General features: G+C 68.2%; 22 protein-coding genes and 2 riboswitches. Of the genes, 14 read left to right on the forward strand and 8 right to left on the reverse strand.

Annotation, left to right across the window (positions count from 1 at the left end):
• The first annotated feature begins 257 nt into the window (after positions 1-257).
• The gene (locus ACRB8A_RS04015; RefSeq protein ID WP_050686648.1) at positions 258-1,271 is read left to right on the forward strand and encodes a ribonuclease HI family protein; all 1,014 of its coding nucleotides are present in this window, start codon (positions 258-260) and stop codon (positions 1,269-1,271) included.
• Between the two features lie 150 nt (positions 1,272-1,421).
• On the opposite strand, the gene ACRB8A_RS04020 is transcribed toward ACRB8A_RS04015, so the two are convergent.
• The 3 genes from ACRB8A_RS04020 to ACRB8A_RS04030 all read right to left on the reverse strand — a co-directional run bounded on the left by ACRB8A_RS04020 (position 1,422) and on the right by ACRB8A_RS04030 (position 4,042).
• Complete coding sequence (locus ACRB8A_RS04020) at positions 1,422-1,709, reverse strand: WXG100 family type VII secretion target (RefSeq protein WP_050686607.1); 288 nt, start codon at positions 1,707-1,709, stop codon at positions 1,422-1,424.
• A 96-nt stretch (positions 1,710-1,805) separates the two neighbouring features.
• Entirely contained in the window at positions 1,806-3,326 is a 1,521-nt protein-coding gene (locus ACRB8A_RS04025) for an ATP-binding protein (RefSeq protein WP_432245645.1), read from the reverse strand.
• 2 nt (positions 3,327-3,328) lie between these two features.
• The gene (locus ACRB8A_RS04030; RefSeq protein ID WP_050686611.1) at positions 3,329-4,042 is read right to left on the reverse strand and encodes a response regulator transcription factor; all 714 of its coding nucleotides are present in this window, start codon (positions 4,040-4,042) and stop codon (positions 3,329-3,331) included.
• Positions 4,043-4,183: 141 nt separating this feature from the next.
• Here ACRB8A_RS04030 and ACRB8A_RS04035 point away from each other — a divergent pair, with 141 nt between their 5' ends.
• Positions 4,184-5,368 (forward strand): phosphotransferase, encoded by a 1,185-nt coding sequence (locus ACRB8A_RS04035; protein WP_162242785.1) that lies wholly within the window; start codon positions 4,184-4,186, stop codon positions 5,366-5,368.
• 30 nt (positions 5,369-5,398) lie between these two features.
• Here ACRB8A_RS04035 and ACRB8A_RS04040 read toward each other — a convergent pair whose 3' ends face one another.
• Positions 5,399-5,899, reverse strand: coding sequence for a DUF427 domain-containing protein (locus tag ACRB8A_RS04040; protein WP_432245646.1), 501 nt, complete (start codon positions 5,897-5,899; stop codon positions 5,399-5,401).
• Between the two features lie 334 nt (positions 5,900-6,233).
• Between ACRB8A_RS04040 and ACRB8A_RS04045 the strand changes: the two genes are divergently transcribed.
• Both ACRB8A_RS04045 and ACRB8A_RS04050 read left to right on the forward strand, forming a co-directional pair.
• The gene (locus tag ACRB8A_RS04045) at positions 6,234-6,491 is read left to right on the forward strand and encodes a hypothetical protein (protein ID WP_050686617.1); all 258 of its coding nucleotides are present in this window, start codon (positions 6,234-6,236) and stop codon (positions 6,489-6,491) included.
• Positions 6,492-6,496: 5 nt separating this feature from the next.
• Positions 6,497-7,366, forward strand: a complete 870-nt coding sequence (locus tag ACRB8A_RS04050) for a hypothetical protein (protein ID WP_056596062.1) — start codon at positions 6,497-6,499, stop codon at positions 7,364-7,366.
• A gap of 3 nt (positions 7,367-7,369) precedes the next feature.
• On the opposite strand, the gene ACRB8A_RS04055 is transcribed toward ACRB8A_RS04050, so the two are convergent.
• The 3 genes from ACRB8A_RS04055 to ACRB8A_RS04065 are packed head-to-tail and all read right to left on the reverse strand — an operon-like array spanning position 7,370 to position 11,762.
• Complete coding sequence (locus ACRB8A_RS04055) at positions 7,370-9,016, reverse strand: DNA repair helicase XPB (RefSeq protein ID WP_432245647.1); 1,647 nt, start codon at positions 9,014-9,016, stop codon at positions 7,370-7,372.
• Positions 9,017-9,025: 9 nt separating this feature from the next.
• Entirely contained in the window at positions 9,026-11,518 is a 2,493-nt protein-coding gene (locus ACRB8A_RS04060; RefSeq protein WP_056596067.1) for a helicase-associated domain-containing protein, read from the reverse strand.
• Positions 11,519-11,528: 10 nt separating this feature from the next.
• Positions 11,529-11,762 (reverse strand): hypothetical protein, encoded by a 234-nt coding sequence (locus ACRB8A_RS04065; protein ID WP_050686621.1) that lies wholly within the window; start codon positions 11,760-11,762, stop codon positions 11,529-11,531.
• A 205-nt stretch (positions 11,763-11,967) separates the two neighbouring features.
• Here ACRB8A_RS04065 and ACRB8A_RS04070 point away from each other — a divergent pair, with 205 nt between their 5' ends.
• A complete protein-coding gene (locus ACRB8A_RS04070; RefSeq protein ID WP_050686622.1) occupies positions 11,968-12,351 on the forward strand; it encodes a cold-shock protein in 384 nt (127 codons plus the stop codon).
• Between the two features lie 6 nt (positions 12,352-12,357).
• On the forward strand, positions 12,358-13,050 hold the full coding sequence (locus ACRB8A_RS04075; protein WP_050686623.1) for a DUF3027 domain-containing protein: 693 nt from the start codon (positions 12,358-12,360) through the stop codon (positions 13,048-13,050).
• Positions 13,051-13,226: 176 nt separating this feature from the next.
• Here the strand turns inward: ACRB8A_RS04075 and serC are convergent, their stop codons facing one another.
• Complete coding sequence (serC, locus tag ACRB8A_RS04080) at positions 13,227-14,357, reverse strand: phosphoserine transaminase (RefSeq protein ID WP_050686624.1); 1,131 nt, start codon at positions 14,355-14,357, stop codon at positions 13,227-13,229.
• Between the two features lie 277 nt (positions 14,358-14,634).
• On the opposite strand from serC, the gene ACRB8A_RS04085 reads away from it, so the two are divergent.
• The 8 genes from ACRB8A_RS04085 (at position 14,635) to ACRB8A_RS04120 (ending at position 21,767) form a co-directional block, all read left to right on the forward strand.
• Positions 14,635-15,330: a metal-dependent transcriptional regulator gene (locus tag ACRB8A_RS04085; protein ID WP_050686625.1), complete on the forward strand. Its 696-nt coding sequence runs from the start codon at positions 14,635-14,637 to the stop codon at positions 15,328-15,330.
• A gap of 146 nt (positions 15,331-15,476) precedes the next feature.
• Positions 15,477-15,685: riboswitch (cyclic di-AMP (ydaO/yuaA leader) on the forward strand.
• 10 nt (positions 15,686-15,695) lie between these two features.
• Positions 15,696-16,517, forward strand: coding sequence for a M23 family metallopeptidase (locus ACRB8A_RS04090; protein ID WP_050686650.1), 822 nt, complete (start codon positions 15,696-15,698; stop codon positions 16,515-16,517).
• Between the two features lie 136 nt (positions 16,518-16,653).
• Positions 16,654-16,828, forward strand: a riboswitch (cyclic di-AMP (ydaO/yuaA leader).
• Between the two features lie 61 nt (positions 16,829-16,889).
• On the forward strand, positions 16,890-17,588 hold the full coding sequence (locus tag ACRB8A_RS04095) for a C40 family peptidase (protein WP_050686626.1): 699 nt from the start codon (positions 16,890-16,892) through the stop codon (positions 17,586-17,588).
• Between the two features lie 164 nt (positions 17,589-17,752).
• Complete coding sequence (locus ACRB8A_RS04100; RefSeq protein ID WP_050686628.1) at positions 17,753-18,547, forward strand: NlpC/P60 family protein; 795 nt, start codon at positions 17,753-17,755, stop codon at positions 18,545-18,547.
• A gap of 289 nt (positions 18,548-18,836) precedes the next feature.
• Positions 18,837-19,337: an HNH endonuclease gene (locus ACRB8A_RS04105; protein WP_050686630.1), complete on the forward strand. Its 501-nt coding sequence runs from the start codon at positions 18,837-18,839 to the stop codon at positions 19,335-19,337.
• Between the two features lie 62 nt (positions 19,338-19,399).
• Positions 19,400-20,098 carry a molybdenum cofactor guanylyltransferase gene (gene mobA / locus ACRB8A_RS04110; protein WP_056596071.1) on the forward strand — a complete coding sequence of 233 codons (699 nt, stop codon included), beginning with the start codon at positions 19,400-19,402 and terminating at the stop codon, positions 20,096-20,098.
• Entirely contained in the window at positions 20,095-20,388 is a 294-nt protein-coding gene (locus ACRB8A_RS04115; protein ID WP_050686634.1) for a DUF6457 domain-containing protein, read from the forward strand. The genes mobA and ACRB8A_RS04115 overlap by 4 nt, the downstream gene beginning before the upstream one ends.
• Entirely contained in the window at positions 20,385-21,767 is a 1,383-nt protein-coding gene (locus tag ACRB8A_RS04120) for a molybdopterin molybdotransferase MoeA (protein ID WP_050686636.1), read from the forward strand. The genes ACRB8A_RS04115 and ACRB8A_RS04120 overlap by 4 nt, the downstream gene beginning before the upstream one ends.
• Positions 21,768-21,780: the final 13 nt, after the last annotated feature.

A 21,780-nucleotide genomic window follows, 5' to 3' on the forward strand; every position in this document is an offset into this window, starting at 1 on the left:
TTCCTGGTGATGGTCTGCACGTTTCCCTGGGAGCGGGACATTCATTTCACTCCGCATGAGAAAACGTTTTCTCAGGTTGTAGAAGTGATTGTTTCCCACCGCGGGGGTCTCGTCAAGACTTTTTCGGTAACCGCTTTCCGAAAAATGCGAAGAACGTGCCTGCATCAGGGGTCAGCAGAGTGCGGTGTGCCCGGAATCGGAACGGCACCATGCCGCCCGGAATCGGGAATGTCCTGGCTCTCTGGCAGGATGGACCGGTGACGATTACTGCAGCGGCTGACGGTTCGGCTTTGGGAAATCCCGGCCCCGCCGGATGGGCCTGGTACGTGGATGACGACTGCTGGCGGGCTGGTGGCTGGCCGCATGGCACCAACAACCAGGGCGAACTGATGGCGGTGCTGGACCTGTTCCGCGCCACGGCGCACCTGCCTGGCGAGGACCTGCACATCCTCTGCGACAGCCAGTACGTCATCAACTCAATCACCAAGTGGATGCCGGGCTGGAAGCGCAAAGGCTGGCGCAAGGCCGACGGCAAGCCAGTGCTGAATGTGGACCTCCTGAAGGACCTGGACCGGGAACTCGCAGGCCGGAAATACAGGTTTGAATGGGTCAAGGGGCACGCCGGCCACGACCTCAACGAGGCCGCCGACGATCGTGCCCGGGCAGCTGCGACGGCGTTCCAGCAAGGTGTGGCGCCCCGCAGCGGACCCGGTTTTCCGGACTCGGGCTACCCAGGAACGGCAGTGGTTGGCGCCGGGGTGGAACCACGTGTATCGGTGGATCCACACAGCGCGGCACCAGCTGCCGGGTCCGCCCGACCGGGTGCCCGGCCGCGGCTGGAACCCGGCTACGATGCGCCGGACCTGTTCAGCGAACTGGCCGCCGAGGCCTTTGACACTGCAGAGCCCGCGCAGGCCGCCGGCGGCGCCGGTGCCCCTGAGGCGATCGTGGAGGAACTGGAGCGCGAGCTTCTGGGCCCGCTGGTCCGCGGCGACATAGGCCGGACAGCTGTGCTGCTGCACCCCGACTTTGTGGAGATCGGCAGCTCGGGGCGGATGTGGACCCGGGATGCCATGATGATGGCGCTGGAGGAGGATCCGGGGGAGCGGACCGACATTGAAATCCTGTCAGCCGACCGGATCGAAGACACCTCGGTCCTGCTGACCTACCGGAGCTTCGGCCGCGCAGGCACTACCCTCCGGAGCTCACTCTGGGTGCTGGACGGCGCCCGCTGGCGGCTGCGGTTCCACCAAGGCACCCCTGAGGCCTGAGCGCGCAGTGCACCTCCGTCACCGGACCCCGGCGCCACAGGGCTGCACCGAACCGAAAGCTTCGCCCAGTCGAGCCGAAAGCTGCACCGAACCGAAAGCTTCGCCGAACCGACAGCTTCGCCCAACCGAAAGCTCCGCCGAACCGCGGGCTCAGCCGAACCGCTGCGTGTTGCCTTGCTCGGCCTGGGCATACGTGGCGGCGGCGGACGCCAGGGCACTGTTGATGGACGCCAGCGAAGCTTCCACCCGGCCCTGCGTCAGGGTCCACTCGGTGATCAGCGCCTGGAAACTGGTGGCGGCGGCGCCCCGCCACGAACCCTGCAGCTCGTCCAGTCCGCTCTTCATGGCGTGGACGTCTGCGCTGATCCGTTCAACGGTGGCCTGGACGGAAGCGGATTTCACCTGGAGAAGTTCGGTATCGACGGAGATGATGCTCATGGCGGGGCCTTTCGCTCCAGCGGGCACGTGCCCTGCCCGGAAGGTCCGGGCTGCTGCAATCGAGCCTACGGACGCCACCGGGGCACCGCCACGGGACTAGCGCTGTATGTGGACAACCCCGTCGTCGCTGCCCGCTGCGCGGGCGTCCGCTGCCCCGTCGCCTGACGCGTCGGGGCCCGCGGCCGGAGCGTCCTCGCGGAAGGGGAGGCTGACCACCAGGGTTGCCCCGCCGCCGTCGGTATCCGTCACCCGCACCGAACCGCCGTGGGAGCCCACGATCGCTGCCACGATGGCCAGGCCCAGGCCGCTCCCGCCGGTTTCGCGGGTGCGGGAGGTGTCCGCGCGGTAGAACCGCTGGAAAACTTTGCCGGCGTCCTCGGCGGAGATGCCCGGACCATGGTCCCGCACCTCAATGACGGAGGCCGGCCGGCCATCAACGGTGCGGACGCCCACGGCGAGTTCAATAGGACTGCCATCGGGCGTGTAGCGCATGGCGTTGCCTACGAGGTTCCCCACCACCTGGCGGAGTTTGGCTTCGTCCCCCAGCGCCGGGGCCGGGGCCGCAGGGCCGCCGTCGATCCCGGTGAGCGAAACCACCCTCGACCGGTCGCTGGCCTGGGTGTCCACCACGGCGTCGTGGGCTATCAGCTGGAGATCCACGGGCTTTTCCTGCAGCGGGCGTTGCTCGTCCAGCCGGGCCAGCAGCAGCAGGTCCTCCACCATGGAGCCCATCCGCTTGGCTTCACTTTCGATCCGGCCCATGGCTGTGGAGACGTCCTCGGGTGTGGTCAGGGCGCCGTGCCGGTACAGCTCGGAGAAGCCGCGGATGGTCACCAGCGGGGTGCGGAGCTCGTGGGAGGCGTCGGCGGCGAACCGGCGCATTTTCGCTTCCGATGCCGTCCGCGCAGCGAAGGCAGTCTCGATGTGGGCCAGCATGGCATTCAGGGAACTGCCCAGCCTGCCCAACTCCGTGTGGGGGTTGTCCACTTCCACGCGCCGGGCCAGGTCACCGGCGGCGATGGCGGCTGCCGTCTTCTCCACCCGGGCCAGCGGCCGGAAGGACCGGCTCACCGTCCAGCTGCCGATCAGCGATGCCAGCAGCAGGGTCAGCAGGCCCACGCCTGTCACCACCAGGGTCACGTGGCTGAGGACATCGTCGACGCTCTGCAGCGGCAGCCCGATGACAACGACGCCTTTCTCGCTGTTGTTCAGGACAACGTTGACGGCGACCACGCGCCAGTTTTCCCCGTCGGTGCCGCGCACCTGGAACGGAACCCGGTTCCGGGCTTCGGCCTGGGCTGCGGAGATGTCCTGGATGTCAGGATGGTTCTGCTTATCCCCGCCGAGCGGATAAGGATCCTGCTGGTCCCGGTAGAGGATGAGCGAATAGTCAGTGGGGACGCTGGGATTGGTGGGGGCCTGCAGCTGGCTGAACGACTGCTGCTTGCCGGCGAGGGCGACAGCGGCATTCAGTTTGTCGTCCACCTGGCCCTGCAGGTAGCTGTGCATCAGGGTCAGCGTCACGGCGCCGGTGACGGTCAGCGCCACCACCAGCAGGCCCATGATGATGGCCACCAGCTGGGACCGCAGGGACGCCGATTTCCATCGCTGTACCAAGGTCAGCGCTTTTCGGCCGTCCGGAGCACGTAGCCCACGCCGCGTTTGGTCTGGATCAGTGCCGGCGCCTCCGGGTCGAGGTCCACCTTGCGGCGCAGGTAGGAGATGTAGGACTCAACAATCGAGGCGTCGCCGTTGAAGTTGTACTCCCAGACGTGGTCCAGGATCTGGGACTTCGACAGCACCCGGTTGGGGTTCAGCATGAGGTAGCGCAGGAGCTTGAATTCGGTGGGGGACAGTTCGATCACGGTGCCGCCGCGCCGCACCTCGTGGGCGTCGTCGTCGAGCTCCAGGTCGTCCACGCGGATGACGGCGTCGTCGTCATCGAGGGTGGGCTGAGTCCGGCGCAGGACAGCGCGGATCCGCGCCACCACTTCATCCAGGCTGAAAGGCTTGGTGACGTAGTCGTCCCCGCCCACCGTAAGGCCCGTGACCTTGTCTTCCGTATCGTCCTTGGCCGTGAGGAACAGCACGGGGAAGTGCTTTCCGGAGGCCCGGAGCCGCCGGGTGACGGTGAAGCCGTCCATGTCGGGCAGCATAACGTCCAGGACGGCGAGGTCCGGCGCGTGCGCTTCGGCTGCTGCCAGGGCATCGCGGCCGTTGGCAGCCGAGACCACCTCGAACCCGGCGAACCGCAGGGACGTGGACAGCAGTTCACGGATGTTGGGTTCGTCATCCACAACGAGGAGCTTAGCCTCCGGGCCGGTCTTGTTCATGTTCCCATCATGCTCCCAGACACTGGGAGTTGTCTGGATGCACGGTGGAAGGCAGGTGGGAGCCGGACCCGTTGGTCTTCCACTCTTCCACCAAGGAGCCGGCGGCGATACACTGGCGCCCCACTATGCAAGGGGACGTAGATGGATGGCATAAAGCCGGCCGGCCCGGACCACCGGATACCCGCATTGCTGGAAGCCGACCTTCCCGCCGTCGCCGCAACGTCCCTCCGGCGCAGCGTCACGGACCTGGCGGAAGTGCAGGCGGAAAGCATCACCCCGCCCGGCGCCAACATGACCACGGGCGGGCTGTGGCGGATCACCGGCACGGCACGGGCACACGCGGGCGACGGTCGTCCCGGCGACCAGCCCTTCAGCGTCGTCGTCAAGCTCACGCAGTCGCCGCTGCTGTGGTCAGGCATCGACGTGGTGCCCCCGGACCTCCGCGAACAGCTCGGCCTGCGCTACCCGTGGCGCACGGAAGCGCAGGCCTACGCCTCCGGCCTGGCAGCGGCCTTGCCGGACGTCGCCTGGATGCCCGACGCGTATCTCATCACCGAAATCGACCCACAGCGGACCTTGATCTGGATGGCGGACGCCGCCGGTGCCGCTGCCAACTGGTCCGATGCGGCGTACGCTGACGCAGCGTACGCCCTCGGCAGGATCTCCGGCAGCCCGGAAGTAGCCGCGTGCGTGGCGCAGGTGGCGGACGCCACCACGATCCTCCGCCTCCGGTTCTACCTGGAAGGCGTGGGGTCCCAACTGCTGATCCCGATGATCCAGGGCAATGACATCTGGCAGCATCCGGCGGTTACCGGGGCCGCTGACGAAGCGGTCATCACCGGCCTGCGCCGGCTCGCGGACGACTGCTGGGACCTGATGGACGGGCTGGTGGCACTGCCGCAGCTCCCCGTCCACGGTGATGCGAGCCCGCAGAACCTGATGCTGCGCCGTCCCGCAGCGAACGGCAGCCGGACCGGGTTCGCCGTGGTGGACTGGGGAAACTTCGGCCGCGGCCCCGCAGGCTTCGACCTCGCCCAGCTGCTGGCCGGCCGTGTGAACTCCGGGGACCTGTCCGGCGACCAGCTGCACCGCCTCGCCCCGCTGTGCGGGGAGGCCTACTGCGAAGGAATGTCCGACGCCGGTGCGGAGCCGGTACCGTCGGAGGTCCGGCACGGGATGGTGGCGGCGCTGGCCCTGTTCAGCGGGTTGGGGGTGCTGCCGTTTGACCGCCTGGGCGGGCCGCCCACGCCCGGGCTGGATGACCTCGTGGCAGGCCGGTTGGAGATGGCCCGCTTTATCCTGGGCGCACTGGACGCCGGCTGGTAGCCGGCCTTGCGGCGCCGCGGGCCGGCGTATTTACCAGCCCATGGTCCCCGGCTCACCTTTGAACGGGCCCACCACCCGGTCCGTGATCCAGCCGCCGTAGAAGCCGCCGGCCTGCGGCCTGACGCGCTCGCCGTCGACTTCGCAGCTGTCCATCCGGCCAGGGTAGAGCGCCACATGGCCGGCCAGCGCCGCGTAGCCGGCCACGGGCTCCGGATAAAACCAGGCGGCGCCCTCCGCGGCGGCATCCCTGCCGCGGACGGTCAGGTACCGGGCAGCGCCCTTGAATTCGCAGAAGCTGCTGCCTGGGGCCGGTTCCAGCGCACCCGGCACAAACGCCGACGCCGGGAAGTAGTAGACGGGCGGGTGGCTTGTCTCCAGGACCCGGAGGGAGTCCGACGTGTCCAGGATCAGGGCCCCGCCCAGGAAGATGCGGATCCTTTCGCTGCTGGGTTCCACCCGTGGCGGCCGGGGGTAGTCCCAGACGGACTCCTGCCCGGGCAGGGGGACCAGTGGGGTCTTTGCAGTCGTCATGCCTCCAGTGTGCACGATCCATCCCGTGGGTGCGCCGGCGGGGCGGACCCACGCCGGGCCTGCGCGGCAGGGCGGACAGGCGGCCTGCGGCACCCGGGCGGGTTCCGCCGTCGGGAACCCCGGAAAGAGGCGGGCTGAAGCGCCGGCCGGGAACGCAAATCCGCCCCGGAACGTTCACCGCCGGACGTATTCCCCCTGCCCCGGGTCAGGAATACAGTGAGGGGTGTTGGGCCCGTCCGGTCAGGGGCCGGTGAATCCGGCTGCCGGCACGTCCCAGCATTCTTTGAGGCAACATCAGATAGATTTCCTGCCCAACCGAAGGGGACGAAACACCATGACCGATGGAAGTGCCACCGAAAGCAACGGCGCCACTGACCGCAGCATCCGCGACTGGGCTGACCTGGCCGAGGAAATGTGGTCCTACCTGACCGGCAAGGGCGCCGCGATCAACTACCAGTTTGTGGACATGACCGTGGAGGTACCCCGCGACATCGGACCGGACGCGCCCCGGGCAACGTGGAAACTCAACGGCAGCCTCAGAGTCACCACCAGCGACAAGGACGCCGCCGGGTCCGATCTGAACCGCAGCTGACGGTTATGGCCGAGTACCGCCTGGATATCGACGTGGACTTTTCCTACACGGACGGGGCAGGCACCGTCACCAACGGGACTGCCCGTGCGGCCGGCACGGAAGTGACGGTATCCCTGGACAGCCTGGCGCCGGTGGGCGGCGGCGGGCTGCCGTCCTTGGATGACGTCCGGCCGTTCGCCGACATGCTGGCCGGCAAAGGCGTGAGTGTGACGCTGGCCGGTCCGGACGGGACCATCCTGAGCCTGGGGGCGGTGAACAGCCCCGCGACACAGCGGCTCGTCACCCGCAGCGCCAACATCAAGCTGGGAAAGCTGGGCGCGTTGATGCCGCTTGCCCGGCAGGGCCGGCGCAAGGCCGCGGGTGTGCCCCTGCTGCCACCTGCCACCCCGCTGCCGTTGCTCCCCACGGTCCGGCGGAACATCACCCGCCGGATCACCACCACCCACTACACCCGGGGCAGTGGCCGGCCCCGGCTGATCTTTGTCCAGGACGCGGCCAGCTGGACCGGCCAGGTCCCCCGCGAGGTGACCCTGGACCAGGAATCGCTGAGCATCGGCAGCGACCCCGGTTCCGGGCTCCTGCTCGAAGGGCTCGACGGGCTGCACGCCGAGGTGGTCCATGACGGCCGGGACGAGTACATCCTGGTGCCGCACGGCAGCGTCAGCGGCAGCGTGTCCGGAACCGGCCCGTCAGTGCTCCGCACCGGCGCGCGGATCCAGATGGGGCAATGGTGCCTGGCGTTTTTCCGGGAGGAATTCGCGGACCATGGGCGCCCGCACGGCGGCCGGAGCGGCGGCGAACTGGCCTACGAACGTCCGCAGTTCGATCCGCGGACCGGCACCATGGAGCGGGACAGCAACGAAAGTGTCACCTAGGGATCAGCCCGGCCGGTCCGCATCCTTGGCATCGAGGATGCGGTAGGCGTACCCCTGCTCGGCCAGGAACCGCTGCCGTTTGGCGGCGAACTCCTGGTCCAGGGTGTCCCTGGCCACCAGGGAGTAGAAGCGGGCGGCCCGGCCATCCTTCTTGGGCCGCAGCAACCGGCCCAGCCGCTGCGCTTCCTCCTGGCGCGAGCCGAAGGAGCCGGACACCTGGATGGCCACGGAGGCCTCCGGAAGGTCGATGGAGAAGTTGGCCACCTTGGACACCACCAGGGTCCTGACCTCCCCGGCCCGGAACGCGTCGAACAGCTTCTGGCGTTCCTTCACGGTCGTGTCGCCCTTGATCACCGGGGCGGCCAGGCGCTCGCCGATCTCGTCCAGCTGGTCGATGTACTGTCCGATTACCAGGAGCTGTTCGTCGCGGTGCTTTTCCACCAGGCGCTCCACCACCAGGGTCTTGGACTCTGACGTGGAGCACAGCCGGTACTTGTCCGCGTCCTCGGCCATGGCGTAGGCCACCCGTTCGTCGTGGGGCAGGTCCACGCGGACCTCCACGCAGTCCGCCGACGCGATGTAGCCCTGCGACTCGATGTCCTTCCACGGCGCGTCGTAGCGTTTGGGGCCGATCAGGCTGAAAACCTCACCCTCGCGGCCGTCCTCACGGACCAGCGTGGCGGTCAGGCCCAGCCGGCGCCTGGCCTGCAGGTCCGCCGTCATCCGGAAGATCGGGGCGGGCAGCAGGTGGACCTCGTCGTAGATGATCAGGCCCCAGTCGTGGCCGTCCACCAGCTCAAGGTGCGGGTACAGGCCGCCGCGCTTGAGCGTGAGGACCTGGTAGGTGGCGATGGTGACCGGCCGGACCTCCTTGACGGCACCGGAATATTCGCCGATCTCATCCTCAGTCAGGGTGGTGCGTTTGAGCAGTTCGTCCTTCCACTGCCGGGCAGCCACCGTGTTGGTCACGAGGATCAAGGTGGTGGTGCAGCCGGTGGCCATCGCCGCTGCGCCCACAATGGTTTTCCCGGCGCCGCAAGGCAGCACCACCACTCCACTGCCGCCGGACCAGAAGTTTTCGCTGGCCTGCTGCTGGTAGGGCCGCAGCTGCCAACCCTCTTCCTTGAGCGCAATCAGGTGCGGGGTGCCGTCCACGTAGCCGGCCAGGTCTTCCGCAGGCCAGCCGATCTTCAGCAGCAGCTGCTTCAGCTGGCCCCGCTGGGAGGCGTGCACCACAACGGTTTCGCCGTCGATCCGGGGGCCCAGCAGGGGCTGGATCTTTTTGGCCCTGATCACTTCCTCCAGGACCGGATAGTCGTCGGTGCGCATCACCAGGCCGTGCTGGGGGTCCTTTTCCAGCCGCAACCGGCCGTACCGGGACATGGTTTCGGCCACATCCACCAGCAACGAATGCGGTACCGGGAACCGGGAGTACTTCAGCAGCGTATCCAGGACCCGTTCGGCGTCCAGGCCCGCGGCCCGCGCATTCCACAGGCCCAGCGGGGTGAGCCGGTAGCTGTGGACGTGTTCCGGGGCGCGTTCCAGTTCCGCGAAGGGCGCGATCGCGTGCCGGGCTTCGGTGGCGAGCTCGTGGTCCACCTCCAGGAGGATGGTTTTATCACTCTGGACGATCAGGGGTCCGTCGTTCACGGGGGTCCTTTACTGGCGCAGTTCCCCTGCGGCCTCGATATCGATGATGCGGTGGACGGACAGGACCCGTTCTGTTTCCCTGGCAGGGTCAAACACCCGGACCCGGCCGCCGCTTACGGATAGCGGAACAACAATTTCCAGGTTGGCATTCCCCAGGCTGTCCACCACGTTCATGCTGATTTTCTGCTTGAGCCGGATGGCCCGCTGCAGCGCCTCAAGCCCCAGCTGGGTGGCCACCTCGCCGGAGTGCCCGTTGCCGGATGCGCCGGCACCGGATGTTCCGTTGCCGACGGCGGCCCCCACCTGCCGCAGCACGGCCAGTTGCGCCTCCACGTCCTCAGCCGGGGGCGCGGTCCGCGGCGCGGAATAGACCGGGCGGCCGTTCTCCTGCGGCGCGGTGGTCCGCCGGAGCCGCAACGCTGGCCCGTCCCCGTTATCCACCGCGGGGGAGAGGCCCAGGCTGCGGAGGGCCTGCGCGGCTTCCCGGGGAGCCACGGAGGCCACCAGCACCGTGGGGGCGATCCGGGCCAGGCCCAGGGCGACCGCGCGGGGGCCGGAGAGGAGCTCCTGCAGGGCGGCCTCGTCGTCGCTTTGGATGAAGCTGGCGGCGGGCCCCACTTGGAGCCTGCCATGCCGGGATGCCGTGTCCGCCACGAGGTACTCCAACGGCTGGGGCACGGCAGTGGCCGAGTGCTCGCGGAGGAAGGCGAGCAGCCCGGCGGCATCAAAACCGTTGTCCAGGGCCCGGCGGATGGACCCGGCCGAAAAGCGGTAGATCCCTGCAGGTCCTTGGCCCTCGGCGTCGGCCATCAGCAGGAGCTGCTCCGTCAGGGCCGGTGCCAGGTAGCCGGGGGCAACGGCGGTCAGGTCGGCCTGGAGCAGCACGTGGTTCAGTGCCGCGGGCAGGTGCTCGCCCAGGATGTCCAGCGCATCGTCCTGCTGGTCCGCCGCCACGGCACTGCCCAGCTGGGTCAACGCGCCGGATCCCACCAGGCCCAGGAGCTCGGCTTCGGCGAGGACGCCGCGGATCAGGGAGCTGAAGCGCCGGGCCATCCTGGGCTGCGACCATTCGGCGCGCTGGAGGACCGCGACTGCGTCCAGCACGGGCGCCGTTCCGTCCGGCGCCCCTGCCTCGTCGGTGAGCTCCTTCAGGATTTCCAGGATCCGTTTGCGCACCACCGGGGCGTCGGGGCGCTGCGCCTCGGCGGAGAGCGCCACGATGGCACCGCCGCCCGGGGCGCGGTGGCCCGTTGCGGGCCCGGCGCCGGGCTGGCCCACCAGGGAGGGCACCCGCTCGCTGGCCAGCCAGGCGTTGACCAGCCACAACCATTGCTCCTGCCGGGGCACAAGGAGCCATTCGAGGTCCGCCGGGCGCACCCAGGAACTGGTGTCCACGTCCAGCCGGATCAGGCCCGCCAGGGCGCACAGTTCCAGCAGCACCCCCGCCCGGGTCTGGTCAAGGCGCAGCACCTCGCTCAGCCTGCGGGTTTCGCGGACGCCCACGCCGCCGCTGCGCAGGGTTGCCAACGGCTGTTCGCCAACGGCGTGCAGCAGCTCGCCCACCAGGCGCAGGGTCTCCGAGATGGCGCTGAGGGCAGCGTTCCTGCGCAACGCGGCGGTGGTCCGGCCAAGCTCGGGGCGGGGCGGGGTAAGGCTGAAGTCGTCGATAACCACACCGCCGCGCAGCGACGTGCCCACGCTGTGCGGCAGTTCCACATGCGCCGCGTCCAGGGGCACCAGCAGGCCGCGGGCCAGCAGCCAGTCCACGGGCCCGACGTCGGCACCCTCGGTGGTGATCGACGCCTTGCGTTGCGCCTGGGGGACGGCGCCCATGGCCCAGTTCCGGAACCTGGCGAGCAACGCCGTGGTCCTTGCCGGTGCCCCTGCGAGGATATGGTGCAGTCCCTCCGGCGATGACGTCCAATGTTGCAGGGCCAGAGCTGCTTCCATGGGGGTGGTGGCATCGTGGATGTCCGCACCGCTGCGGTGCAGTTCGGAAACCAGCTGAACGGCGCGCTGCGCAAACGCGGGCTGGAGCCGGACCAGTTCCGTGTAGCTGCGGCCGAGCCCGGCCGGGTAAATCCCCACCACGTCCTTCAAGGAGCCCACAGGCAGGTAAAACCGGTGTTTTGCCGGCCCGGCGGCGGTTCCGGACGGTGGGGCTGCCCGGTGGACCAGCGCCATTTCCTGCAGGGTGGCCAGGATGCCGTCGACGGTGGCGGCGGTGGACCCGGTGATGAGTTTGCGGAGCCCCGCGGCGGACGCGCTGTGGCCGGTGTCCGTGTTGGTGCACAGGTGGAGGGTTTCCAGGACCTGCATCTGCGGCCGGTTAAGCCGTTCCAGCGCCCGCTGGACGCTGACCCGCGCACTGGCCCGGGCCGCCAGCGCGGCGAAATCCGGGACGCCCGGGGAGATAAGGTCCGGCCGCGCCGCAAACAGCGCCCGCAGCGAGTCATCGGTGCGGGCGGCCAAGTCCTTGCTGAGCGCGCGAATGAGGGACATCAGTCCAACGTTACCGCCGGTCAGGCTTTGTTGCCCGGCGACGCCCGGCAACACTGTCCAGAACCAGGAAGAGCATCAGGATGAATGCCAGCGGCAGCCCGTAAAGGGCGGAGTAGGTCACCCAGGGCGGAGCCACGGCGCCGGCGAAGGCCAGCGCCATAACGGCTGCAACGGCGGCCAGGGACAGCAGGGCAATGGCTGCGGCCGCAATCATCAGGGGCCTGCGGTAGCGCGGGGGTGTCATGGAAGTAACGCTACAGGCCCGCGGCGGCGGGGGTGAACGGCTCCCGTGGGGCCCGGTAAAGCGGGAATGTGGCACCGGGCAGGATAACCTTGAAGGATACAGACCAAGACGGTCCGCAGCTGCCATACCCTGAACCCGCACCACAGTGCGGACGCGGTGGTGGCCGGCCGGGTCCCCAGACATTAAGACGAAGAAGGTTGATTACGTGCCTACCGGCAAGGTCAAGTGGTATGACAAGGACAAAGGGTTCGGCTTCCTCGCCGGCGAGGACGGGCAGGAAGTATTCCTGCCCAAATCGTCGCTGCCCGAGGGTGTGACGGAACTCAAGGCCGGCACCCGTGTGGAGTTCGGCGTCGCTGACGGCCGGAAGGGTGCCCAGGCGCTGGGCCTGCGGGTACTGGACAAAACGCCGTCCCTGGCCAAGGCCAAGCGGCCCAGCGCCAAGGACCTGGCGCCCCTGGTCCAGGACCTCGTGAGTGTGCTGGATAACCTGTCCGGCACCCTGTCGGCCGGTAAGTACCCGGAAGGCAACAAGGGCAAGGCCATCGCCGCTGCCCTCCGCAAGGTCGCCGACGAGCTGGACGTTTAGGCAACCATGAACCCCCAAGCTGAACAGCCGGAAGCGGTGCTGCAGGACCAGGCCGCTGACGCCCCGGCCGCTGACCAGGCCACCCCTGCTGCGGCAGCCCCCGCACCGGCCGCGCCCAAGCGGGGCGCCGGTGTGCCCGTCTGGCGGGTTGGAAAGCCGGATGCCTTCCTGGCCGCAGCCGTGGATTCGGCCCGCGCCGCCGTCGAGGGCATCACCGAACCTGGCGCCGTTGGCCGGCACCTGGCCGCCAAAAGCGAAGGCGACCGCCTGGTGACGCACCTGTTCGAGTCCAGGCTCGCCGGCTACCAGGGCTGGCAGTGGTACGCCGTGCTGACCCGCAACTCCCGCTCCAAGACGGTCACCGTCAACGAGCTCGGCATGCTACCGTCCGGGGAATCCATCCTCGCCCCTGAATGGGTGCCGTGGGCCGAACGCGTCCGGCCTGAGGATGAGCAGGAACAGGCTGCCCAGGAGCAGGAACGCCGGCACCGGGACGCGCCGGCCCACAGCTCTGCTGATGCGGATGCCGCAGAAACGGACGACGACGTTGCGGACCAGGTGCCGGAAGGCCAGGAACACGACGCAGTTGTGTCAGCTGATGCAGCTAACGACAATGACGACGATGACGCGGACGACGCCGAAACGGACGAGGATGAAGACTCGCCGGACAGTGCCGGTTTCGGCGGCCGGGGAGACTAAGGCCCCGCGGGCCCGGTTTTTCCCGCCGAAGCCCCAGCACTCCGCACGGCATTTTCTGACCAAAGTACTCCGCACCAAGCACTCCGCACCACGGCACTCCGCACCACAACAAAAAGGCGCCGCCCGGCTGTTTAGCCGGGCGGCGCCGTCGTGCGTTCAGGACATGTCGCTGCGCGCTATTTGCGCAGTTCGCCCACCACGTAGTCGATGCTGGCCAGCAGGGCGGTCACGTCGTCCGGATCGATGGCAACAAACGTGGCAATGCGCAACTGGTTGCGTCCCAGCTTGCGGTAGGGTTCGGTGTCCACCACGCCGTTGGCTCGCAGGACCTTTGCCACCTGGGCGGCGTCCACGGAATCATCGAAATCAATGGTGGCGATGACATTGGACCGTTCGTCCGGGTTGGCTACGAACGGTGTTGCGTACTCCGAAGCCTCGGCCCAGCTGTAGATCCGGCCTGCCGAATCGGCGGTGCGCCCGGCAGCAAAGTCCAGGCCGCCGTTGCTGTTCAGCCACTGCACCTGGGCGTCCAGGGTCACCAGGGTGGAGAGCGCCGGGGTGTTGTAGGTCTGGTTCAGCCGGGAGTTGTCGATGGCCGTCTGCAGGTCCAGGAAATCCGGGATCCAGCGGTTGCCGGCCTTGATCCGCGCGGCACGCTCCAGTGCGGCCGGCGAGAACAGGCCCAGCCACAGCCCGCCGTCCGAGGCAAAGTTCTTCTGCGGTGCGAAGTAGTAGACATCGCTTTCGGCAACGTCCACGTCCAGCCCGCCGGCAGCCGAGGTGGCATCCACCAGGACCAGCGAGCCTTCATCGGCCCCCGCGACGCGGCGCACCGGGGCGGAGACGCCAGTGGAGGTTTCGTTCTGGGGCCAGGCGTAGACGTCCACACCGGCCTCTGCCTGTGCCGTGGGACGGGTGCCCGGCTCCGCCTTGATGATGGAGGAAGCCGCCAGGAACGGGGCCTTGTTGGTGGCGGCTGCGAACTTGGAACCGAACTCACCGAAGGACAGGTGCTGCGCCTTCTCCTCAACCAGGCCAAAGCTGGCAACATCCCAGAATGCGGTGGAGCCACCGACGCCGAGGACTACTTCGTAGCCTTCGGGGGCGCGGAAGAACTGGCTCAGGCCGGAGCGGACGGAGCCCACCAGGTTTTTGACCGGAGCCTGGCGGTGGGAGGTCCCCAGAATGGCCTTGGACGCGGCGGAAAGAGCATCGATCTGCTCCTGCCGGACCTTGGAGGGTCCGGCGCCGAACCGTCCGTCCCGGGGCAGCAGGTTGGCGGGGATCGTGATGCTGGTTTCGCTCACAGGTGCTCCAATTTCGGCGTGGAAGTTGTTGCGCCGGGACGGCTGGGTGCCGGCCGCCAGTGGTCAGCGGCCCTCGGCCCGGACCCTCCAATTGTGCCTGAAGTGGTGTTTCGGCGGGAACCGCACCCGTCATAGTCCAGTCATTGAGACAGTCCGGCAGAAGAGCCGAATCTATTCGGACAAACTCAAAATAGGCTAAGCTTTTCCACGGACTACGCCGCCGTCTGGGCGGTACGGTGGGACAACGCAAGGTACTGCGCTCGAGGAGCTGAGCTGGATGACGGATCTTATCGACACTACGGAGATGTACCTTCGCACCATTTTGGAGCTTGAGGAAGAAAACATCGTTGCCCTCCGGGCCCGCATCGCGGAACGGCTGAGGCACTCGGGGCCCACGGTTTCGCAGACCATCGGCCGGATGGAGCGTGACGGCCTGGTGGTGGTGTCCGGGGACCGGCACCTGGAACTGACCGAGACCGGCCGTAAGCGCGCCACCGAAGTCATGCGCAAACACCGGCTCGCCGAGCGCCTCCTGGCGGACGTTATCGGCCTGGACTGGGCGTACGTCCACGACGAGGCCTGCCGCTGGGAACACGTGATGAGCGAACGCGTGGAGAAGCGCATCTACGAGATGCTGAACCACCCCACGGAGTCGCCCTACGGCAACCCCATCCCGGGCCTCGCGGCGTTGGGTGGCCAGCCCGGCAACGGCTTCCGGGACGGAGCCGTCAGCCTGCTCGAAGCCATGAAGTCCTACGGCCCCGCCTCCTCGGTGACGGTGAGCCGGCTGGCGGAGCCCATCCAGGTTGAACCGGAACTTCTGGTCCAGCTCGACGAAGGCGGCATCCGGCCCGGCGCAGCCGTTTCGCTGGAGCGCGTTGGCGACTACATCTCCGTCCGCGTGGCCGGCATCGAAGGTGCCCTGGAACTGCCCCCTGAAGTGGCAGCGCACGTCTTCGTCGCGGTCAACTGACGCTGCCCGACGCCGCACTTACCCAATCCCGAGCGGGTTACGCAAAGATAACGGAATTGTTACTTTGCGGGGGTAACGGATATAGTTGAACCTAAGCGTTGATACATAAGCGTTACTTGATCCGGAGCCGAGCTCTGCCAGCGGATCAGGCGCACAAGTCATTTCTGGCAGAGGCGGGGGAACCACAACCGGCAGCGGGGGCTGCCTTGGGGTGAAGTCCGTCAGCAGCAAGCCTCTCCAGTGAAGGATCCTACGGGATACCCCTGTGCCAAAGCTTGCCCGCGCGGACCGGGTCGAACGAACTCTCTGACCCGAATCCGACAGCTAACTCCGCAGGCTTTTCCAGAGAGGAACCGTTCTTGACCATGCAGACCTCCAGGGGACGCCGCCGTGCGGCCGTCCCCGCTTCGGCGCCACGGGCAGCTGAAGCCACCAGCACGGAGCGCCCGCGCGATTTCCACCGCGACGCGCGCCGCCGCAGGGGTCCCTTCCGGCAGATCACCGACTTCGCGTCGGCCAGCGGCATGGGCCAGAAAGCCGGCATCGCCCTGGCTGCCACGGGCCTGGTCCTTACCGTGACCGTCCCGGCCACCAGCCCCGTGCTTGCAACCGACGCACCCGGAGCCACCCCCGTGGCTGCCGCCGCAGTAACCCCGCAGCCCCGGATCTCCGCAGAAGCCGGCGCCCAGCTGGACTTCAGCCGTTCCGCTGTGGTGACCCAGGCCGATCCGGACGGCAAGCTCAAGCAGCTGCTCAGCGCCCAGTCCGCCAGCGCCGTCTCCCGGGCGGCCTCGGCAGGCAGCCTTGCTGCGCCGCTGGCCACGCTCACCACTGCCTCTCCCTTCGGCTACCGCGTCAGCCCCATCACCGGCGGCAACGGCGACTTCCACCGTGGCCAGGACTACGTGGCCCAGTGCGGCACATCCGTGCTTGCTGCTGCAACCGGAACCGTGACATTCGTCGGCTGGCACCAGTACGGCGGTGGAAACCGCGTGGTGATCGACCACGGCAATGGCCTGGAGACCACCTATAACCACCTCTCCTCCTTCACTGTGAAGGAAGGCCAGACGGTGTCCCGCGGCGATGTGGTGGCCCTGAGCGGCACCACGGGCGCTTCCACCGGCTGCCACCTCCACTTCGAGGTCCAGGTCAACGGCGAAGTCGTCGATCCTACCGGCTGGCTCTAGTCAAATGATGGTTCACTACCGGATCGCCGAGATCCGCCGTGACCTGAATGTGACATTGAAACGAAACTGCTGTACCGTCTAACTTGCGTCAAGTTTTCCGAACTTGACGCTCTTGAGTGGATTGCCTAGCTCTGCCACCGCTCAAGGTCCGTTCGCATTTCATCGTCTGGCAGGGGCGGGGGAACCAATTTTGGCCTTCAGCTGTATCGAAGGCCTTGGGGTTAAGTCGCAAAGCTTCCCAGGAAGCAGCGCGGCCGGGTGACTCCCATCCGAATCCGACAGCTCACCTCGCAGGCATTGGGAGAGGCCACCTTCTTGTCTTCACGCCACAATTCTGCGCGCCACCGTGCGCTCACGGTTCGCACCAGCCCTTTGGACAGTGTTTCCAAAGCCGTCAGTGCCAATGCCGGGACAGTAGGTCGCCAGGCGGCAGTATTCGCCGCCGCGTCGGGCCTGATCCTGACCATGGGACTGCCTGCCACAGCTGCTGACACCACTGCCGGAGTGTCCGCTTCCACCGAGTCCGGCACCGCCCAGACCGCGCTGGCAGTCACCGCCGCTCCCACCGCCACCGTTTCCTTCGAACGCACAGTGGTCACAACCATTGCTGCGCCGAAGCCGGAGCCGGTCCGAGTGCAGGCCACCCCCGCAGCCACCGCAACGGCAGCAGCCCCGGCCGCAGCCGGAGCTACGGCCGCGGCAGCAGCGCCGGCAGAGAAGGCCGCGCCTGTTGCGGCTTCGACGTCCGGCATCGCAGCCATCGCCTACACGGGCATCGGCCGTCCCTACGTCTGGGGCGGCACCAGCCCCAATGGCTGGGACTGCTCCGGATTCACCCAGTGGGTCTACGCCCAGGCCGGCATCAGCATTCCCCGCACGAATGCCTGGAACGCCATGACGCCCACGTCCAACCCGCAGCCGGGTGACCTGGTCATGCAGAATGGCGGCGCGCACGTTGGTATCTACGTCGGCAACGGCATGATGATCAGCGCGCTCAACCCCTCCCAGGGCACCCTGCTCCACGCAGTGGCAGCCACGGGCTCCTCCTCGTTCTACACGCTCGGCAAGTAGTTCCTGGGGCTTCGGCCCCGGGAACTTTTTCTTTGCTCGAAACCGCTTCACGCCAATCACCAAATCCCCGTTCTGGACGCGCCGGAATACCCCCAAGATGCCGGCGCGGCCAACGCCCCGGGCCTGCCCACCAGCAGGGCCCGGGACAACGAAAGAGAGAACTGATGACTACTCGTGCAATCGCACGGCATCGCGCCGAGGTCACCAAAACCAACTCGATCACCGTCATTGCCAAGGCTGTCGGCAGCAACGCCGGAGTCTTCGGACGCCAGGCTGCCGTCATCGCCGCAGCTTCCGGCCTGGTCCTCACCAGCGGAATCGCAGCCAACGCTGCAGACGCCAGCACCCAGCGCGAATCAGCGCCGCTGTCCGGGCTGGAAGTTGAATCGACGGTTGACGCCCCCATCTCCGCCGCTTCGACCATCGCCATCACCTTCGAGAAGCCGGCCGTGACCACCACGCCGGCTCCCGTTGTTGAGCCCGAGCCCGAAGTTACCGTCCAGGAAGCCGAGCCCGCAGCGCCCGCCGCCGCAGCCCCTGCTGCGCAGCCTGCTGCGGCACCGAAGGTCACGGCCACCGTTGCCTCGGCTCCCGCTCCGGCGGCTGCACCCGCAGCCCAGGCCCCCGCCAGCGGCAAGGGCGCGGCTATCCTCTCCGCCGCCTACGCCCAGCTGGGTGTGGTCCAGGACTGCACCATGCTGGTCACCAACTCCCTCGCAGCAGTGGGCATCAACTTCCACGACTGGCCTGCAGGCTACCTCTCCCTGGGCCGCACCGTGAGTGCCGCCGAGGCTCAGCCCGGTGACCTGATCTACTACGCCAACGGCGGCTCGGGCATGGCCCACATCGCTGTCTACGCAGGCAACGGCCAGGCAGTTCACGGCGGCTTCAACGGCAACCAGACCATCGTGTTCAGTGCCAACGTGGGCTCCGGCCCCGTGTTTATCCGCGTCAGCTGATTCCAGCGGGTTCCCGGGAACCCCAGGCCCGGCCGGCGTCAACCGCCCAAAGGCCACACTCCGAAGGACCTCCGCACCACGGTGCGGGGGTCCTTCGTGCATCCGCCGCCAGGCCCTGCCATGTGATGCCGCCCCGCAGGGAGCTGCCGCAACGACACGGAACCGGTGAACTCCGGAATTAGTTGATAGCGCGTTTCGTTGTTTACTCTTGTCATGTCGATCCATAGCCCGGACACGCCGGGGGCAGCCGGCCCTCGTGCCCCTGACGGGTGCGGCCGGAGGTACGTGCATGCGCACTCTCGTTCTGAATGCTGGATATGAACCGCTGGCGGTTATCACCTTCCGCCGGGCGCTGGTGCTTGTGCTCACGGGCAAGGCAAGCGTTGTGGCCGAAGGCGACGATCCCGTCGTGGGTCCGCAGGAGATCCTGGGCAGGCCTTCCGTTATCCTGCTGAACCGCTACATCCGTCCCCGGTATAACCAGTCAACAGCGGTAAGCCGCCGGGGGGTGCTGCGCCGGGATGGACATGCCTGCGGTTACTGCGGCAAGGCAGCGCACACCATAGACCACATCCAGCCCAAATCACGCGGCGGAGCCGACTCGTGGGAGAACCTGGTGGCGGCCTGCCTGCGCTGCAACAACGTCAAGGGTGACCACACGCCCGGCGAAATGGGTTGGAAACTGCGGTTTGTGCCTGCCCCGCCCCGCGGCGCCATCTGGCAGATCAAGGAACTCGAAAAGCCGACCCCCGCCTGGGACCCCTTCCTGTTGCCGGAGCGCGCTGCCTGACCGCTGCCACGGCAGCACATACCGGCTGTGCGGGCGGAGCCGTCCGTGGCTAGGCTGGGGGAGTGGACGGTACCCCGGTTGAATTTGATGCTGTAATCCTTGCCGGCGGCAGGTCATCCCGGCTGGGCGGAACCCCCAAACAGGACCTGGTTCTTGGCGCTGCCAGCCTTCTGGACCGTGCCCTCGAAGCAGCCTCCGGCGCGGCCCGCAGGGTGGTGGTGGGGCCGGACCCCGGAACCCTGCCGGACGGTGTGCAGTCCTGCCGGGAGGAGCCGGCCTTTGCCGGGCCGGCAGCTGCCATCGCGGCCGGACTGGACGCCCTGGCCGGGTTGGAAGCCTTGGCCGGACCGCACGCACACGCCCCGGCCGCTTTTGTCCTGGTGCTTGCCTGCGATATGCCGCACGCCGCGGAAGCCGTTCGGGTGCTGTGCGCGGCGCTCCCCGATGCGGCGGACGCGGGAAAGCAGGGGGTGATCGCCCGGGCAGCCGACGGCACCAACCAGCCGCTGGCCGGCCTTTACAGCACAGATGGACTAAAAAAGGCGGCCGCTGCCTTGGCCGCCGATGGCCGCCTGACGAACGGCTCGGTCCGGTCCCTCCTTGCTAGTCTTGACGTGCAGCCCGTCACCGTCCCGGCCGGCTCCACAGCAGATGTGGATACGTGGGACGACGCCGCCGCACTAGGAATTGCCGCTGAAGGTCAGGAACCACATACGGGCCCTGACGCCCGCGGCCGCAGCTACCTTGGAGGCAGCACGTGAAAAGCCAGGAAGAGACCCTCGAGGAATGGTGCCGGGCACTGTTGCAGGCTTACGAACTTGAGGGCTTCCACGTGGATGTGAACGCCGTCCTCTCGCTCGCCGGCGTAGCAGCGCACTCGGTGGTCCGCCCGGCCGCGCCCCTGACAACGTTTATTGCCGGTTACGCCGCAGGCCTGGCGTCGGCACCCGGCCAGGTCCAGGATCCGGCAGCCATGGACGCCGTCCTGGCCGTGGCCCGGGGGTTGGCCGTCGCCTATGCCGAGGACGCCGCCGGGACAGCCGGCGAATGACCGAAGCCCACCAGGAAACGCAGGAGCCCGAGCAAACGGAGCCGCCAACACGCCTTGCCCACACGTGGGAAGAGGCGCGGCAGGCCGCCTTCGACGCAGCCACACCGATTCCGGCCGGACCGGTGGCGCTGGACCTCGCCCTGGGCAGGCGCCTGGAACAGGACATTGTGGCCTTGCAGGACATGCCGCACTACGCCTCCTCGGCCATGGATGGCTGGGCGGTCAACGGCAGCGGGCCGTGGATCCTGGCGGAGCAAGGCACCCGGCTGGCGCCCCACCAGGCAAGCCCCATCGCCACGGGCGGACTCATCCCGCCCGGAGCCAAGGCAATCCTGCGCACCGAGGCCGCCGTGCTGACCAGCGACGAGGACGGCCTGCCCGTCCTCACCAGCGGCCGTGCGGCCCGGCCCGGCGAACCCCGGAACGGCCAGCACATCCGCAAGGCCGGTGAGGAAGCGCTGACCGGAGACGTCCTGGTGAAGGCCGGTGTGACACTGAACCCCGCGCACATCGCCCTGGCGGCCCTCGCCGGCCACGATACCCTGCAGGTGCAGGGCAAACCGCTGGTCAGGCTGCTCCTGACCGGGGGTGAGGTGGTCCACAACGGCGTGCCCGGACCGGGCAAGGTCCGCGACACTTTCGGCCCGCAACTGTCCGGGGCGGTGGCCATGCTCGGCGGCATGGACGGCGGCCGGCAACGGATCGGCGATGCCTACGACGACTGGCTGGGAGCCCTGGAGGACGACGTTCCGGAGATGGCCGGTGCGGCGGACCTGCCGGCCGACGTCGTGATCACCACCGGCGGAACCGGGCTCTCCGGCACCGACCACCTCCGCAAAGCCGTTGCCGGGCTGGGCGGCCGGCTGCTGATCGACGGCATCGCGATGCGGCCCGGGCACCCGGTGGTGCTCGCCGAACTGCCCGACGGCCGCTTTATCCTGGGGCTGCCCGGCAACCCCCTGGCCGCCATGCTGGCGCTGTCCACCGTGGGCGGGCCGTTGCTGGCTGCGCTGGGGCACGCGCCGCTGCCGCCGGTGCAGGAGGTGCCGTGCGGAACCATGATCGAACCCGAGCCCGGGCGCACCCGGCTGATGCCGTTCCGGCTCGTATATGGGATGGCCTCACCCGCGCAGCACACCGGGCCCGGCATGATGCGCGGCCTCGCCGCCGCCGACGGCGTGCTGGTGGTGCCGCCGCACGGGGTCCAACTGGGCGAACCGGTCCCGGCCTTCGCCCTGCCCTGGGGTCCGGACCTGCCGGCCCCCGCCGACCCGGCCGCCAAGGCCAAAGCCAAACCCAGGACTGCCACCCGGCCAGCCAGGCCGGCGGCAAAACCAGCTGCGGCCGGCCCGGTGGACTGGAGCGCACTCCTTGGTTGAGCGCCGGCCGCCA

It is taken from the genome of Arthrobacter sp. G.S.26 (assembly GCF_050847375.1).
In the GTDB taxonomy this organism is placed as follows: domain Bacteria; phylum Actinomycetota; class Actinomycetes; order Actinomycetales; family Micrococcaceae; genus Arthrobacter.

What these genes read in the sequence shown, in the direction of transcription:
- ACRB8A_RS04050 (WP_056596062.1), top strand. Translation starts at nt 6,497, where the DNA reads ATGGCCGAGTACCGCCTGGATATCGACGTGGACTTTTCCTACACGGAC.
- ACRB8A_RS04105 (WP_050686630.1), top strand. Translation starts at nt 18,837, where the DNA reads ATGCGCACTCTCGTTCTGAATGCTGGATATGAACCGCTGGCGGTTATC.
- ACRB8A_RS04085 (WP_050686625.1), top strand. Translation starts at nt 14,635, where the DNA reads ATGACGGATCTTATCGACACTACGGAGATGTACCTTCGCACCATTTTG.
- ACRB8A_RS04035 (WP_162242785.1), top strand. Translation starts at nt 4,184, where the DNA reads ATGGATGGCATAAAGCCGGCCGGCCCGGACCACCGGATACCCGCATTG.
- ACRB8A_RS04040 (WP_432245646.1), bottom strand. Translation starts at nt 5,899, where the DNA reads ATGACGACTGCAAAGACCCCACTGGTCCCCCTGCCCGGGCAGGAGTCC.
- ACRB8A_RS04100 (WP_050686628.1), top strand. Translation starts at nt 17,753, where the DNA reads ATGACTACTCGTGCAATCGCACGGCATCGCGCCGAGGTCACCAAAACC.
- ACRB8A_RS04075 (WP_050686623.1), top strand. Translation starts at nt 12,358, where the DNA reads ATGAACCCCCAAGCTGAACAGCCGGAAGCGGTGCTGCAGGACCAGGCC.
- ACRB8A_RS04020 (WP_050686607.1), bottom strand. Translation starts at nt 1,709, where the DNA reads ATGAGCATCATCTCCGTCGATACCGAACTTCTCCAGGTGAAATCCGCT.
- ACRB8A_RS04090 (WP_050686650.1), top strand. Translation starts at nt 15,696, where the DNA reads ATGCAGACCTCCAGGGGACGCCGCCGTGCGGCCGTCCCCGCTTCGGCG.
- ACRB8A_RS04060 (WP_056596067.1), bottom strand. Translation starts at nt 11,518, where the DNA reads ATGTCCCTCATTCGCGCGCTCAGCAAGGACTTGGCCGCCCGCACCGAT.
- ACRB8A_RS04120 (WP_050686636.1), top strand. Translation starts at nt 20,385, where the DNA reads ATGACCGAAGCCCACCAGGAAACGCAGGAGCCCGAGCAAACGGAGCCG.
- ACRB8A_RS04030 (WP_050686611.1), bottom strand. Translation starts at nt 4,042, where the DNA reads ATGAACAAGACCGGCCCGGAGGCTAAGCTCCTCGTTGTGGATGACGAA.
- ACRB8A_RS04045 (WP_050686617.1), top strand. Translation starts at nt 6,234, where the DNA reads ATGACCGATGGAAGTGCCACCGAAAGCAACGGCGCCACTGACCGCAGC.
- ACRB8A_RS04065 (WP_050686621.1), bottom strand. Translation starts at nt 11,762, where the DNA reads ATGACACCCCCGCGCTACCGCAGGCCCCTGATGATTGCGGCCGCAGCC.